This window comes from Streptomyces sp. NPDC104307, assembly GCF_055584045.1.
Genome location: NZ_JBVJMU010000005.1, coordinates 45,602 through 61,481, shown reverse-complemented (window position 1 = coordinate 61,481; position 15,880 = coordinate 45,602). Strand labels below are relative to the sequence as shown.

Annotated in this window: 7 protein-coding genes; 5 read left to right on the top strand and 2 right to left on the bottom strand. The window is 73.8% G+C overall.

Annotated elements, in window-relative coordinates:
- Nucleotides 1-53: 53 nt before the first annotated feature.
- Nucleotides 54-359: a hypothetical protein gene (locus ACZ601_RS15510; RefSeq protein WP_440574603.1), complete on the bottom strand. Its 306-nt coding sequence runs from the start codon at nt 357-359 to the stop codon at nt 54-56.
- Between the two features lie 154 nt (nt 360-513).
- Nucleotides 514-906, bottom strand: coding sequence for a hypothetical protein (locus ACZ601_RS15505; protein WP_469537722.1), 393 nt, complete (start codon nt 904-906; stop codon nt 514-516).
- A gap of 321 nt (nt 907-1,227) precedes the next feature.
- Here ACZ601_RS15505 and ACZ601_RS15500 point away from each other — a divergent pair, with 321 nt between their 5' ends.
- Genes ACZ601_RS15500 through ACZ601_RS15480 form a run of 5 tightly spaced genes read left to right on the top strand, consistent with a single transcriptional unit; the run spans nt 1,228 to nt 15,877 of the window.
- Nucleotides 1,228-2,598, top strand: a complete 1,371-nt coding sequence (locus ACZ601_RS15500) for an MFS transporter (protein ID WP_469537720.1) — start codon at nt 1,228-1,230, stop codon at nt 2,596-2,598.
- Entirely contained in the window at nt 2,582-6,100 is a 3,519-nt protein-coding gene (locus ACZ601_RS15495) for an amino acid adenylation domain-containing protein (RefSeq protein ID WP_469537718.1), read from the top strand. Before ACZ601_RS15500 ends, ACZ601_RS15495 begins: the two co-directional genes overlap by 17 nt.
- Nucleotides 6,085-7,137, top strand: coding sequence for a MupA/Atu3671 family FMN-dependent luciferase-like monooxygenase (locus ACZ601_RS15490; protein ID WP_469537715.1), 1,053 nt, complete (start codon nt 6,085-6,087; stop codon nt 7,135-7,137). Before ACZ601_RS15495 ends, ACZ601_RS15490 begins: the two co-directional genes overlap by 16 nt.
- Nucleotides 7,137-11,930 carry an amino acid adenylation domain-containing protein gene (locus tag ACZ601_RS15485; protein ID WP_469537712.1) on the top strand — a complete coding sequence of 1,598 codons (4,794 nt, stop codon included), beginning with the start codon at nt 7,137-7,139 and terminating at the stop codon, nt 11,928-11,930. Before ACZ601_RS15490 ends, ACZ601_RS15485 begins: the two co-directional genes overlap by 1 nt.
- The gene (locus ACZ601_RS15480) at nt 11,927-15,877 is read left to right on the top strand and encodes a non-ribosomal peptide synthetase (RefSeq protein WP_469537709.1); all 3,951 of its coding nucleotides are present in this window, start codon (nt 11,927-11,929) and stop codon (nt 15,875-15,877) included. The genes ACZ601_RS15485 and ACZ601_RS15480 overlap by 4 nt, the downstream gene beginning before the upstream one ends.
- Nucleotides 15,878-15,880: the final 3 nt, after the last annotated feature.

The following is a 15,880-nucleotide window of genomic DNA, read 5'->3' as shown; positions in this document are numbered from 1 at the left end:
ACCACGCCCCGCACCGTGACTCCGGTGCGGGGCGCGCTTGTCGAGAAGCGGGATCACATGGCCGGGGACGTGGGGCCCTTGTCGTCGTTGGTCGTGTCGGTGACGGACGTGGGGCCCTTGTCGTCGTTGGGGGTGGCGAAGGTGGGGCCCTTGTCGTCGTTCGGGGTGGCGACGATGACGGTGGGGCCCTTGTCGTCGGCGAGTGTGTGGGTGCCGATCACCGTGGGGCCCTTGTCGTCGGCCACGACCTGCTGAGTGCTCCGGGGGCTGTGCGTCTGTCCCGCTTCGGCGGTCACGCCGATACCGAAGGCCAGCGTCGCCGCGATGATCCCGAAGAGCCCAGCAAGCTTGTGTCCCATGGTCCCGCCCCTAAGTGGTGTTTGTGGGTTTTTGCGGTGTTCCGCTTCCCGACACCACTGATGTTGCTGACCGGCGTTCCCGGTCCGTTCCTGCCCCGATACCGCCGCCGGAACTGCCGCAGGAACGGGGCAGGAATCGCCTGCGGACAGCGGCCTAGACCGGGTCCGGCTCCAACTGGCAGGCGGCGACGCGGGGGCCGACGGGTGTGAGCACCACGCGGGTACGGGCGGTTCCCGACTCATGGCCGGCCAGGTCGAGCAGCGATCTCACCAGGGAGCGGAGCACCGCCCGCTCCGTCTCGTCCAGGACGGCCGCTCCGCCGTCGCCCCCGGGCGGCCACTCCTCGATCCCCGCCACCGTGTGCATGCCGTCCTCGGTTCTGGTCTCGACGCTGAGCTGGGGGCCCTCCAGGGACTCCGGCGTGGTGTACGGGTGGGAATGGACGCCGGACGCGACGTGCTCGGCCCACCGTTCCACGGTGGACAGGTCCTGGAAGGCCTGGCGCAGCTCCGTCCCGTCGGGGGAGCGATCCCTGGGGTCCTTCACTTGAGTACTCCTTACTGCAGACAACTTCCCGGCCACCCTCTCCGCCCCGGCTCCCGGTTCCCTCCCGTTCCGATCCCGCTTCCTTCCCGTTCCCTCGTTCGCCAAGGGAACGCAGCGGTAATCGATGGCCGCATGATGACCCCGTTCCGATCAGACAGGGATCCGTGGTGATCCGCAGGGGATGCGACATCCGGGAGACAGAGGCGTGGTAACCAAACCATTCGACGGCGGCGGCACATTGCGCCGGACGCCGGTGCACGACGGGCCCGAATCCTGATGGGCGCCCGGATATCAAAGGACATTCCCGGGCGTTTCTCGGGGATGGGGCCCTTTCTCCTCGTCTGGTCCGGTCAGGCGGTTTCGCTGGCAGGCAGCGCGGCGGTGCGGTTCGCCTTCATCGTCGAGGTCTGGTCGTCCGGTGAGCGGGCGACCGCCGTCACCATTCTTTCGCTGTGCGCCATGCTGCCGCAGGCCATTTTCAGTCCCATTGCGGGTGCAATCGTCGACCGGATATCCAAGCGCGCCGCGCTGCAGATAGCCGACGCCGGCGGGCTCCTCGTCGTGGGCTCGCTGGCCCTGCTCCACTACATCGGCGCGTTCCAGGCCTGGCAGGTCTATCCGGCCTCCGTGCTCCTCGGAGTCTGTGCCGCCTTCCAGTTCCCGGCCCTGTCCTCAGCCGTTCCCCTGCTGGTCCGCAAGGACCAACTGGACCGCACCAACGGCCTGTTGGCGGGGGCGAAGAGCGCAGCCGGGATCGGCGGACCGGCGCTGGGCGGTCTGATGCTCGCGCTCTTCGGGATCGGCCCGACGCTCCTGGTGGACGTGGCGAGCTACACGTTCGCCCTCATCGGCGTCCGGATCGTGCGCTTCGTCGGTGACCGGGTGACGACCACGCCCGGCGCGCCCCGGCGGCGGATCACCGCCGACTCGGTCGAGGGGCTGCGCTATCTGTTCCGGGTGCCCAGCCTGCGCGACCTGATCATCAACTTCTGTGTCGTCAACCTGGTCATGGTCTTCGGGTTCGCGCTCATCTCACCGATGGTGCTGCTCCGGGCCGGGAACGGCGCACTCGCCGCGGTCAACACCTCGGTGGGAATCGGCGGAGTGGCCGGCGCCCTCCTCATGGCGGCCTGGGGCGGCCCGGCGAACCGGGGCCGGGGCATGATGCTCGGCGTCGTCGGCATGTGCCTCTCCGGACTGGTGGCGATGGGACTGGTGGGCGGTGTGACCGGCTGGTGTCTGACCATCCTGGTCGGCGCCCTGCTCATGAACGTGGTCAACGCCTCGATGCAGACGATCGTGCAGACCAAGGTTCCCCACGAATGGCAGGGCCGGGTCTTCGGCGCGGTGATGTTCCTGTCGCAGATCTCCGTCCCGCTGGCCATGGCGGTCTCCGGACCGCTGGCCGACCACGTCTTCGAACCGCAGGCCGCCCAGGGATCCGGTCTGTTCACCGTGCTCGGCCCGCTCGTCGGTGACTCTCCGGGCAGCGGCATGGCGGCCATGTTGTTCCTGGCCGGCATCGGCGGGACCGGGGTCGCCCTGTGGGGACTCGCCAGCCGTTCGATCAGGGACATCGACACCCTGCTGCCCGATCTCGACGCTCCGCAGGACCCGGTCGCCGACGCTCCGCAGGACCCGGTCGAGCAGAGCGACCACCAGGGAGGTGAACGCGATGAGGTGCGCGCATGAGCTGTTCGAGGAGCAGGCGGCCCTGACCCCCGGCGCGACCGCGCTGATCCACGGCGACGAGCGGATCGGATACGCCGAACTCGATGCACGGGCGGACCGGCTGGCCGGTCTGCTGACCGCGAGAGGCGTCCGGTCCGGCGATACGGTCGGGGTGTACCTGGACCGTTCCGCCTCGCTCGTCGTGGCGGTGCTCGGCATCCTCAAGGCCGGGGCCGGCTATGTGCTGCTCGACCCGGCCTTCCCCGCCGAACGGCTGCGCGTGATGGCCGAGGACGCCGGTGCCGCCGTGGTCGTCTCGGCCAGGGGCACCACGTTCGACGGGCTCGGCGCGGCGCGGGTGGACATCGAGGACGCCGCCGGGGCGCGGCCGCTGCCGCGCGGCACGGTCCGGGTCCGGCCGGACGACATCGCGTGCGTGATGTTCACCTCGGGCTCGACCGGGCGGCCCAAGGGCATCGCCGCGTCGCACCACGCGCTCACCGCCACGCTCACCGGACAGGACTTCGCCTCCTTCGGCCCAGGCGCGGTCTGGCTCCAGTGCGCGCCGCTGTCCTGGGACGCGTTCGCCCTGGAGCTGTGGGGGCCTCTGATGAACGGCGGGACCTGTGTTCTGCATCCCGCCGGGCGGCCGGAGCCCCTCCTGATGGCGCGGCTCGTCGCGGAGCACGACATCACCTCGATGTACCTCTCGGCATCCCTCTTCAACGTCGTCGTCGACGAGTACCCGCACCTGCTGGACGGGGTGCGGGAGCTCGTGGTGGGCGGCGAGGCGCTGTCCGCGCCGCACGCGGCCCGCGCCCTGGAGCGCAGCCCTGACCTGCGGCTGAGCAACGGCTACGGTCCCGTCGAGTGCATGGTCTTCCTGACCGTGCACCCGGTGACCCGCGCCGGGCTGGGTGACGGCCCGGTGCCGATCGGCCGCCCCCTCGCGGGAAAGCGGCTGTACGTCCTGGACGAGGAGCTGCGTCAGGTGCCGGACGGGGCGGCCGGTGAGTTCTACGCGGCCGGCGCGGGCCTCGCCCGTGAGTACCGGGGCCGGCCCGCGCTGACGGCGGAGCGCTTCGTCGCGGCTCCGTCCGGCGAGCGCGTCTACCGCACCGGTGACCTCGGCCGGCGGCGTGCCGACGGGGTCCTCGAATACCTGGGACGGGCCGACAGCCAGGTGAAGATCCGGGGCTTCCGGGTGGAGCCGGGCGAGGTGGAAAACGTGCTGGCCCGGCACCCCGGCGTCGGCCGGGCGGCGGTCGTCGCCCATGAGCACCGGGCCGGTGACCGGCAGCTGACCGCGTACGTCGTGCCGAGCGGCGGTGCCCGGCAGGGCTGCCGGGAAGCGGAGTTGCGCGCCTACGCCCGCGAGATGCTGGCCGACTACCTGGTGCCGGCGGCGTTCGTGGTGCTGGACGCGCTGCCGCTGACGCCCAGCGGAAAGCTGGACCGGGCCGCGCTGCCGGCGCCCGGAGCCGTGGCGGCCGTGACCGGCCGGCCGGCGGCGGACGGAACCGTGGCCACGCTGTGCGAGCTCTTCGCCCAGGTGCTGCGCGCGGCGGCGGTCGGCCCGGACGACGACTTCTTCGCCCTCGGCGGCCACTCCCTGCTGGCCGCCCGGCTGCTGGGCCGGATCCGGACCGTGCTCGGCGCCGAGATCGACATCCGGGGGCTGTTCGAGGCACCCACTCCGGCGCTGCTCGCGCCCTTCGTCGACACCGCTCCCCCGGTGCCGCCCGAGGCCCCGGCCGGCGGCGCCGTCCCCGGTGGGCTCCCGGTCTCGCACGCGCAGCACCGGCTGTGGTTCCTGGACCGGACCGGGGCCGGCCCGGCGTACAACCTGCCGATGCTGGTACGGCTGCGGGGCCCGGTCGACGCGGCGGCGCTGGGTGACGCCCTGGCGCAGGTCGCGGAGCGGCACGAAGTGCTCCGTACCGTCTTCGAGGAGGCCGACGGCTCCCCCGTACGGCGGGTCCTGGACGGGGCGGCCGCGCGGCCGCCCTTGCGTCAACTGAGCGTCGCCGAAGATTCGCTGGACCGGGAGATCGAGCGGGAGGCCCGCCGCCCCTTCGACCTCGGGGCCGAAATCCCTCTCCGGGCGACCCTGTTCACCACGCGGGAGCGTAGCGACGAGCACGCGCTCCTGGTGCTGGTCCATCACATCGCCGGGGACGGCTGGTCCCTGCGCCCGCTCTTCCGCGATCTGTCCCGCGCCTACGCGGCCCGGGTCGCGGGTGACAGCACCGGACTTGAGCCGCTGGCCGTCCCGTACCCGGAGCACGCACGCCACCAGCTCGGCCGGCTCGGCTCACCGGCCGATCCGCACGCGCTCGCCGCCCGCCAGCTCAGGTACTGGCGCAAGGAGCTGGACGGACTGCCGGCCGCCGGACCGCTGCTGCCGCGTCGCGCCGGCCGGCCTGCCGTACCGGGGCCGGACGCGCGGGTCGTGGTGGCCCACCTGGACGCGGCGGCCCACGCCCGGATCGTCGAGTCGGCCCGCTCCCGGGGCGCCACCCTCTTCATGGCCCTGCACGCCGCGCTGGCAGCCGTACTCGTACGGGCCGGTGCGGACGAGGACCTGGCGGTCGGCGCACCGGTGGCCGGCCGGGCCGGGGACAGCGGCGTCGAGGACGTCGTCGGATTCTTCGTCAACATGCTGGTGCTGCGCACCGATCTGTCCGGCGACCCCACGGCGGGCGAGCTGCTCGCCCGGGTCCGGGAGACGGACCTCGCCGCGTTCAGCCACCAGGACGTGCCGTTCGAGGACGTGGTCGGGGCCCTCAACCCGCCGCGCTCCCCCGGCCGTCAGCCGTTCACCGACGTGGTCCTCGCGCTCCAGAACAACGCGCGGGCCGAGGTCGCGCTGCCCGGCGCCGAACACGGCGTCGAGGTCGTGCGCACCGGCGCCGCCCGGTTCGAACTGCTGGTGGACGTCACGGACTCCACCGCGCCGGACGGTTCCCCGGAGGGGCTGACCCTGACCTTCGAGTACCGGGACCAGGCACTGGAGGCGGAGTTCGTCCAGTGGCTCGCCCGCGCCCTCCCCGAGACCCTGGAGACAGCCGCGGCAGAGCCCGGCACCCCGCTGTCGCGGCTGGTCGCGACCCCGCCGCCGCGGCGGGCCGGGCAGGGCGACCGGATCACGGCCGCGACCCGCCGCCCGAGCCCCGCCGACCGCCCGATGACCGCTCTGGAGCAGCAGACCGCCGCCGTGTGGTGCGAGGTCCTCGGTGTGCCGAGCGCGGGCCCGTACGACGACTTCTTCGCGCTCGGCGGCAACTCGCTGCGCGCGGTACGCGTCGTGGCCCGGCTGGCCGGTGACCGGCCGGTGACGGTGGCCCAGTTGTTCGCCGCCCCGACCGTCGCCGCCTTCGCGGCCGAGCTGGAACGGGCCTCGGCCCTGCCCGGACCGGCCGCCCCCAGCCCCATCCCGCGCCGCCCCCGGGTGCCGCGCCGTCCGGAATCCCAGACCCAGCCCAGCAGGAAGCAGGAGGAGCGGCAGTGGACCTCAGTGTGATGTTCTTCGGTGCGGACAGCACCACCGCCGGCCAGGCCCGGCACACCGAGACGTACGAGGACATCCTCGCCGTGGCCCGGACGGCCGACCGGCTCGGGTTCCACGCCGTCTGGACCCCCGAGCGCCACTTCCAGCAGGTGGGACAGGTCTTCCCCAGCCCGCCGGTGCTCAGTGCGGCGCTCGCCGTCGCCACGGAGCGGATCGGGATCCGCGCGGGCAGCGTCGTCCTTCCGCTCCACCACCCGCTGCGGGTCGCGGAGGACTGGGCCGTCGTGGACAACCTCTCGCACGGACGGGTGGGCCTCTCCGTGGCCACCGGCTGGCACTCCAAGGACTTCACGCTGGCCCCTGAGCAGTACGCGGACCGGCGGCGGACCGCCCTGGAGACCATCCCCCGGCTGCGGGCGCTGTGGGCGGGCGAATCCGCCGAGTACCCCGACGGCACCGGCACCCCGGTCTCCGTGACGCCCCAGCCCCGGCCCGTCCAGGACACCCTGCCGCTGTGGGTCACCACGTCCGGCAACCCGGAGACCTGGTCGGCGGCCGGCGCACTGCGCGCCGGGGTGCTCGGCGCGACCGTCGGGCAGAGCCGGGGGGAGCTGGCCGAGAAGATCGCCCTCTACCGCACCGCCTGCGCGGCCGCCCCCGAGCAGCGCGGCACCGACGCGCACGGCCGGGTCACGCTGATGGCCCACACCTACGTCGGCGCCGACGACGCGGAGGTGCGCCGGATGGCGGGCGCGCCCCTGAAGACGTATCTCGCCTCCTACGTCCGCCAGACGGCGGCCAACCGGGCGGCGGACCCCACGACCGCGCAGCTCACCGAGGAACAGACCGCGATGCTCGCGGAATTCGCCTTCGAACGCTATCTGAGCTGGGGCAGTCTGCTCGGCTCCCCGGGGCACTGCGCCAAGATGCTCGCCGATCTGGCCGAACTGGGCGTCGACGAGGTCGCCTGCTTCATCGACTTCGGCATCGGACGGGACGACGTACTGGCCGGGCTGCACCGGCTGGCCGAACTGAAAGAGAACCTGTGATGAGCGCCCCCACCGTCGCGCGCGCCGTTCCGGGCGCCACGTCCCCTTCCCCTTCCATGGCCGACCGGTTCGGCGCGCTCGGCCGGGAGCAGCGGGTCCGGCTGATGCGCCGCCTCCTGGAGGCGGGCCGGGCCCGTGAGATACCGGCCGTCATCCCGCCGCGCGATCCGGCCCGCCGGGTGCCGCTCAGCCCGGCGCAGCACGACCTGTGGGTGTACGACTCGCTGTATCCGGGCACCCCCGCGCTCAACCTGTGCGCCGCGTACCACTTCGAGCGGCCGGTGGACCCGGCACATCTGGCGGCGGCGCTGACGCTGATCCAGCGTCACCACGACATCCTGCGGACCCGGATCGTCACGGACCCGGCGGGCGAACTGCACGTCGAGTTCCCCGAGGACGGGGAATTCGACCTGGAGCGGGAGGACCTGCGGGGCACCGGCGGGACGATCGACGCGGCCTTCGAAGCCTTCCGCAACCGCCCTTTCGACCTGAGCCGGGACAAGCTGATCCGGGCCAGGTTCGTCCGGGTCGACGAGCGGCGCTCCACGCTGATGCTGAGCCTGCACCACACCATCAGTGACTGGTGGTCGTTCGACGTGCTGCAGAACGAGTTCGCCCAGGCGTACGGCGCCCTGCGCGACGGTGTCGAGCCGCCCCTGACCCGGCCCCGTATCCAGTACGCCGACTTCTCGTCCTGGCAGAGCGAGCTGACGGAGGCCGGGGTCTTCGGGAGCCGGCTCGACTTCTGGCGCCGCTATCTCGCGGATCCGCCCGGTCCGCTCGCCGTGCCCGGTGCCGGCACCGGCACCACCACAGAAGGCGACGGCATCGCGAACGTCCCCTTCCGCATCGACCCGGCGACCACCGCCGCCGTACGGGCCCTGGCCCGGGAGCGCGGCTCCTCCGTCTACGTCGTCCTGATGGCCGCCTTCGCGGTCCTGGCGCACCGGGTCAGCGGCGCGGAGGACCTGGTGATCGGGACACCGATCGCCAACCGGGCGGCCAAGGGACTCGACCAGGTCATCGGGTACGTCATGAACGCCGTGCCGACCCGCTGGCAGGTGCGCCCCGACCGGTCGTTCACCGATGTGCTCGCCGGGTTCGCCGCCGACTTCCCGGATCTGATGGCCAACGCGGACGTGCCCGTCGGCCGGATCGTGTCGGCCGCCGCGCCCGAGCGCAGCGCGGGCCGGGCCCCGCTGTACCAGTGGGTCTTCATGCATCTGACGCAGCAGCCGAGCGTCACGGTGATGAAGGAGTTCGCGGAGCCGGAGCGCATCCACACGGGCGGCGAGCACGATCTCGTCGGTGTGGTGAAGGACAGCGGCGACGGCATGGAGGGCAGCTTCGGTCTGCGTACCGATGTCTTCAGCCCGGCGACGGTGGCCCGCTGGACGCAGTGCTACGTCGAGTTGCTGCGGCGGATCACCGCGGAGCCCTCGGCGCTGATCGGGGACATCGATCTGGTGCCGGAGGCGATGCGCGGTGAACTGCTCGCCGTCTCCGCCGGATCCGCCGCCCCCGCCCCGGAGTCGCTGCCCGCTCTGGTCAGCCGGCGGGCGGCCAGTACGCCGGACGCGCCGGCCATCGAGTCCCCGTTCCCGGGGCGCGGCCTGAGCTATGCCGAACTGGACGACCGGGTCGCCCGGCTGGCCGGCCGGCTGGTCCGGCTCGGGGCCGGCCCCGGGCGGACCGTGGCGCTCGCCCTCCCGCGCGGCAGCGACTGGCCGGTGGCGGCGCTGGCCGTCCAGCGCGCCGGGGCCGCGTATCTGCCCGTCGACCCCGCCCACCCGGCGGAGCGCGTCCGCAGGGTCCTCGAAGAAGCGGGGCCGGTGCTCCTGATCACCGAGCCGGGTGGTGCGCCCCTGGTGACGGACGTCCCGGCACTGGTCCTCGACGAGGACGCCTGGGCCGGACCGCCGCTGCCGCCGGGCGGTCCTGAGCCGTACGACGTGGCCCATGTCATCCACACCTCCGGTTCCACCGGCACCCCCAAGGGCGTGCTGGTGACCCATGCCGGTGTGGCCGCGCTGACCAGGAGCCTGGTGGACGGCGTCGCGCTCGACGCGGGGAGCCGGGTGCTCCAGCTGGGGCCGCCCACCTTCGACATCTCCGTCGGCGAACTGTGCCTGGCCTTCGGCTCCGGCGGCACCCTGGTGCTGCCGCCGCCGGGGCCGCTCGTGGGCGAGGATCTCGGGGCGGTGCTGGCCGAGCGGCGGATCTCCTGCGCGTTCGTCCCGCCGTCGGTGCTCGCGACGGTGCCGGCCGGCCCGCACCCGTGGCTGCGGGCGCTCGTCGTCGGCGCGGAGGCGTGCCCGCCGGATCTGGTGGCGCGCTGGGCGGTCGGGGGGCGGCGCTTCCACAACGCCTACGGGCCCACCGAGTCCACCGTCGTCGCCACGGTCTCCGGGCCGCTGGACGCCGGCTCGACGGCGGTGCCCATCGGTTCCCCGGTGGCGGGCACCACCGCCTACGTCCTGGACGAGCGGCTGCGGCCGGTACCGGCCGGGGCGGGCGGCGAGCTCTACCTCGCGGGTACCGCTCTGGCCCGTGGCTATCTCGGACGTGCCGCGCTCACCGCAGAGCGGTTCGTCGCCGATCCCTACGGTCCGCCCGGCGGCCGCATGTACCGCACCGGCGACCTGGTCCACCGCGACGACAGCGGCATCACGTACTACCTGGGGCGCGGCGACGAGCAGGTGAAGCTGCGCGGGCTGCGGATCGAACCGGGCGAGATCGCCGCCGCACTGGTGGAACACCCCACCGTGGAGCGGGCGGTGGCCGTCGTACGGCACGACCGGGGCACCGCGCAGCTCATCGCGTACGTGGTGCCTGCGAAGGGTGCGGAGACCGACGAGGACGCGCTGCTCCTGCACGCGGCCGGACGGCTGCCCGCTGCCATGGTCCCGGCCGCGGTGGTGGTGCTGGACGCGCTGCCGCTGTCGTCCCACGGCAAGCTCGACCGGTCCGCGCTGCCGGCACCGGCCGAGCGGACCGGGGACACGGTCCGGCTGCCCGGATCGGCGCGCGAGGAGATCCTCTGCGGGCTCTTCGCGGAGCTGCTGGACGTCGGACAGGCCGGTGCCGACGACGACTTCTTCCGGCTCGGCGGCGACAGCATCATGGCGATCCAGCTCGCCGCACGGGCGCGTGCGGCCGGTCTGGTGCTCTCACCTCACGACGTGTTCACCGTCCGCACCCCGGCCCGGCTGGCGGTGCTGGCCCGTACCCCGGAGAGCGAGGGGCCGGCCGAGGAGGACACCGGGACCGGGCGGCTGCCGCTCACCCCGGTGATGCACTGGTGGCGCGAACAGGTAGCGGACACCTCTGCGTTCACCCAGTCCATGCTGTTCCCGCTGGCGCCCGGCACCGGACTGGCCGCGATCGAGGCGGCCGTCACCGCGCTCACCGAGCGGCACACCGCGCTGCGGATGCGCCTGGTGCGCGACGACGACACGGGCTGGGAGTTCGACGTGCCCGTCGCCGGAGCACCCGCCGGGGCGCGGGCCGTCCGGCTGGCCGTGCCGGCGGACACCGATCTGCACGCGCGGGCGACGGAGCTGGCGCGCACCGCCACGCTGCGGCCGGAGGACGGCGAGATGGTGCGGGCGCTGTGGCTGGACCCCGGGCCCGGACGGCCCGGCGCCCTGGTCCTGACCGTGCACCATCTGGCGGTCGACGGGTTCTCCTGGCGGGTGCTCGGCCAGGAACTCGCCTCGGCCCTCGATCCGCGCCCCGGTCACGAAGCCGCCCCCGCCACGGCCTCGTTCACCCGCTGGTCCCGGCTGCTCTCCCAGGAGGCCGGCCTGCGCACCGATGAACTCCCCTGGTGGGAAAGGCAGCTGGCGGACCCCGCCGCACGCCTCACCGAGGACGGGCAGCCGGACGGACATCGGGAGACGCTCACCTTCGAACTGGGCGCGGAGCTGACCCGGAGTGTGCTCGTCGCACTGCCGGCCGCCTTCAACTGCCGCCCCGACGCGGTGATGCTGACCGCTCTCACGGCGGCGGCCGTCCGGCGCCGTGGCACCGGCTCCGCTCTCCTCGTCCACCTGGAGGGGCACGGGCGCGAGGTGATCTCCACCGAGGTCGACGTCTCCGCCACCGTCGGCTGGTTCACCACGCAGTACCCGGTCCGGCTGGACATCGGCGCCGCCTCCGTGGAGCCCGGCGGCCGGCCGGGCGAGGCCCTCAAGTGCGTCAAGGAGCAGTTGCGGGCGGTGCCGTCCGGCGGGCTCGGCTGGGGGCTGCTCCGCTACCTCCACCCGGAGACCGGCCCGGCGCTCGCCGCGCTGACCGCACCCAATGTCCGCTTCAACTACCTGGGCCGGTTCACCGCGACCGACGCGGCGGGCGGGCGGCTGCTCGATCTCGGGCCGGACGCCGTGCCGCTCGCGCACACCCTGGAGGTGGACGTGCTGGCCCGCGAGGAGAACGGCGAGCCCCTGCTGGAGGCGAGCTTCTCCTACCCGTCCGGGGTGTTCACGGAGGAAGAGGTACGCACCCTGGCCGGGGCCTGGTCCGAGGCGCTCGGCGTCCTCGCAGAGCACGGCGGATCTGACGGCGCGGCCATCCACACCCCGTCCGACTTCCCGCTCGTCGACCTCACCGGCGACCAGCTCGAACTGCTCACGCAGGACCTGGACTTCGGTGACCTGGACGACTTCGGCTCCGCGCAGGACATGGACTTCGGTGACCTGGACGGCTTCGGCTCCGCGCGGGACTTGGACTTCGGGGACCTCGACGGCCCCGGCTCCGCGCAGGACAACGACGAAGAAGGGGAACGACGATGAACGCGCGCATCGCGGACGTACTGCCGCTCTCCCCGCTCCAGGAGGGCCTTCTCTTCCACGCCGCCCGGGAGACCGCCGGCCCCGACCCCTACCTGGTGCAGGCCCGCTTCCGGATCGGTGCCGCGACAGCCGGGCGCACGGTACGGGACGCGGTCGCCGCGCTCCTGGACCGGCACCCCAATCTGCGCTCCTGCTTCCGGCACGAACGCCTGGACCGGCCGGTCCAGGTCGTGCCGAAGGCGGTCGCGGTGCCGTGGACAGAGGTGGACCTGACAGGTCTCGCCCCGGACGAGGTGCGCGTACGGACCGATGAGGTACTGCGCCAGGACGCGGCGCTCCGCTTCGACCTGGCCCGGCCGCCGCTGGTGCGGGCCACGTTCCTGCGGGACGACTCCGGCGGCGACCTCGTCGTGTCCTTCCACCACATCCTCCTGGACGGCTGGTCGATGCCGGTCGTCGAACGGGACCTGGCGGCCCTGGTGGCGGGCCGTCCGCTGCCGCCCGCCGCGCCCTACCGGGACTATCTGGTGTGGCTGGGAGCCCAGGACCGAGGCAGGGCGGAGGCCGCGTGGTGCGAGGCGCTGGAGGGCCTGGAACGGCCCGCGCTGCTGGCCCCCACCGGTCCGGACACCGCGCCCGACCGCTCGCAGGTGTGGCTGACCACCGAGCTCACCGGGACGCTGGTCCGGCGGGCCGCGGCGGCGGGCGTCACCCTGAACACCCTGGTGCAGGTCTCCTGGGCCCTGGTGCTGGCCAGGCTGACGGGCTCCCGCGACCTGGTCTTCGGCGCGGTCGTCTCGGGGCGCCCGCACGATCTGCCCGGTGTCGAGTCCATGGTGGGCCTGTTCATCAACACCCTGCCGGTACGGGTCCGGCTGCGGGACGGCGAGCGGGCGGAAGAGCTGCTGCGCCGGGTCCAGGACGAGCAGTCCCTGCTGCTGGCCCACCACCACGCCCGCGCCGCGGAGGTGCAGCGTGCCGTGGGGGCCGGTGAACTCTTCGATTCGATCCTCGCCTTCGAGAACTTCCCCCGGACCGAGGGCGGCGAGGCCGCCCCGGACTCGGTGCGCCTGGCGAAGGTGACGGACGCCACCCACTATCCGGTCACCATCGCGGCGGTCGCGGAGGACCGGCTGCTGCTCTCCGTGAGCTGCCGCCGGGGCATCTCGGCGACCGCTGTGACCGCCCGGCTGGCGCACGTACTGGAGCAACTGGCCCGTTCCCCGCAGACCCCCGTGGACGAGATCGACGCCCTGCCCGGGGCGGAGCGGCACGAGCTGCTGGCCCTGGCCGAGGGGCCGTCCCGGGCGCCCGCCGCGCCCGCCTCCGTGACCGGACGGTTCGCCGCCCAGGCGGCCCGTACCCCCGGCGCCCCGGCCGTCGACACGGACGGCGAGATCCTCAGCTACGCCCAGCTGGACGCGGCCTCCGACCGGCTGGCGGGCCGGCTCGTCCGGGCCGGGGTCGCGCCGGGGCGGACCGTGGGCCTCCTGCTGGCCCGCTCGGCGACCGTGGTCGTCGCCCAGCTCGCGGTCCTCAAGGCGGGCGCCTGCTGGCTCCCCCTCGACCCGGCGCAACCGGCGGAGCGGCTGGCCCGGCTCCTGACGGCGGCGAAGCCCGCGCTCGTCCTCACCGACCGGCCGGATTCCGCCGCGAACCGGCTGCCCGGGGGAACGGCGGTGCTGGACCTCACTGAGGAGTCCGGCCACGAGCCCTTCGACGGGGTGGAGTCCTCCCCCGGTGCCGCCGCCTGCGTGATCTACACCTCGGGCTCCACCGGCGAACCCAAGGGAGTGGTCGTCCCGCAGCGGGCGATCACCGAACTCGCCGCGGACGGACGGTTCGCGGGCGGCGCCCACCACCGGGTGCTGCTGCACAACCCGTACACGTTCGACGCCTCCACCTACGAGGTGTGGGTCCCGCTCCTGAACGGCGGGACCGTGGTCGTCGCCCCTGCGGAGGCGGTCACCCCCGACCTGCTGAAGCGGGTGGTCCCCGACCGAGGGGTCACCGCGCTGATGCTCACGCCCGAACTGCTGCGCACCGTCGCGGAGATCGCGCCCGACGCGCTGTCCGGGCTCCGCGAGGTGTGGTCCGGCGGCGACGTCCTCGCGCCCGGCACCGTGCGCCGTCTGCACGAGCACTGCCCGGGGACCGTCGTCGTCAACGGATACGGGCCCACCGAGACGACGGTGTTCGCAACCGCGCACACCGCCACAGCGGAGTCGGCCGCCCAGCCGGGCGGCGTCCCCATCGGGCGCCCCCTGGACAACACCCGCGCCCAGGTACTGGACGACCGGCTACGCCCCGTTCCGGCGGGCGCCACCGGTGAGCTGTACCTCGGCGGCAGCGGGCTGGCGCACGGCTACCTCGGTCGGCCGGTGGCCACCTCCGAGCGGTTCGTCGCCGATCCGTACGGGCCGCCGGGCAGCCGGATGTACCGCACCGGGGACCTGGCCCGCCGGATGCCCGACGGCGCACTGGAGTTCGCGGGCCGGGCCGACGAGCAGGTCAAGGTGCGTGGTTTCCGCGTGGAGCCCGCAGAGGTCGAGTCGGTGCTGGCCGGCTGCCCCGGCGTGGCGCGTGCCGTGGCCGGCGCCCGGACCGACGCGGCGGGCGGCAAACTGCTGGCGGCCTGGCTGGTGCAGGACGGCGCGGCCGAGCCGTGGCAGGTCCTCCTCGACCGGGTACGGGAGCACGCCGCCCGGCAACTGCCCGCGCACCTGGTGCCGTCCTTGTGGGCCCGTATCGACGAAGTACCGCTCACCCGGCACGGGAAGGCCGACCGGGCCGCGCTCCCAGAGCCGGGGCCCGCCGGGCAGCCGGTGGCGCGCCGGAGTCCGGGCACCGCGCGCGAGCGCGAGCTGTGCGCCCTGTTCGGCACGGTGCTCGGACTGCCGGCGGTCGGGCCCGACACCGACTTCTTCCTGGCGGGCGGCCATTCGCTGACCGCGCTGCGGCTGAAGTCGAAGATCGAGACGGTGCTCGGGGTCCGGATCCCGCTCTCCGCGCTGTTCGACGCCCCCACCCCGGCCGCCCTCGCCGCCCGGCTCGACGCGCCGCCGTCCGGGAAGGGCGCGGCACCGCGGATCGCGCTGCGCCCCGGCCGGGGCCGTCCCGCGTCCGGGAAGCAGGAGGCGGAGCCGCAGCAGAGCAGCCTGGCGCCCGTGCTCACCCTGCGGGCGGGCGGGGACCTCACCCCGCTGATCTGCGTGCACCCGGGGCTCGGCCTCGGCTGGTCCTACGCGAACCTGCTGCCGCACCTGGATCCGGCCCGCCCCGTGCACACCCTCCAGAGCCCGGCGCTGCTCACCGGGGTGGACGGGCTCCCGGCGTCCATCGGCGCGATGGCGGACCTGTATCTGCCGCGCGTCCGTGAACTCCAGCCGCGGGGACCGTACCTGCTCCTCGGCCGGTCGTTCGGCGGACCGCTCGCGCACGAGCTGGCGGTGCGGCTGCGCCGGGCCGGCGAGGAGGTGCGGATGCTCGCCGTGGTGGATGCCATGCCGATGCCGGAGAAGATCCTCGGCACGCCGCTGGACCCCGCCGCCGTCGAGGACGAGATGCTGCGCATCCTGCTCCACTCGCACGCTCCCGGCACACCGGTACCTGACGGGCCGCTGGACCGGGCCACGGTGTTCTCCAGCGCCCACGAGGGAGCCTTCGACGGTCTTTCCGAGGCCGCTCTGCACGCCCTGGTCGACATCGGCGCGCATCACAGCGCGCTCATACGGACCTGGCGGCCGTCCGACTACGGGGGCGGGCTCACGCTCTTCTCCGCGACGCACGACAGCTGGCCGGGCACGGCCGAGAAGACCGCGGCCTGGCGGCGTGTGACCGCCTCGCTCGACGTGCACGAACTGGACTGCGGTCACAGCGACGTACTCAATCCGGGCCCGGCGGCCGAGATCGCCGCGGTCCTCGAATCCGCCCTCAGAGGGGACTGAAAC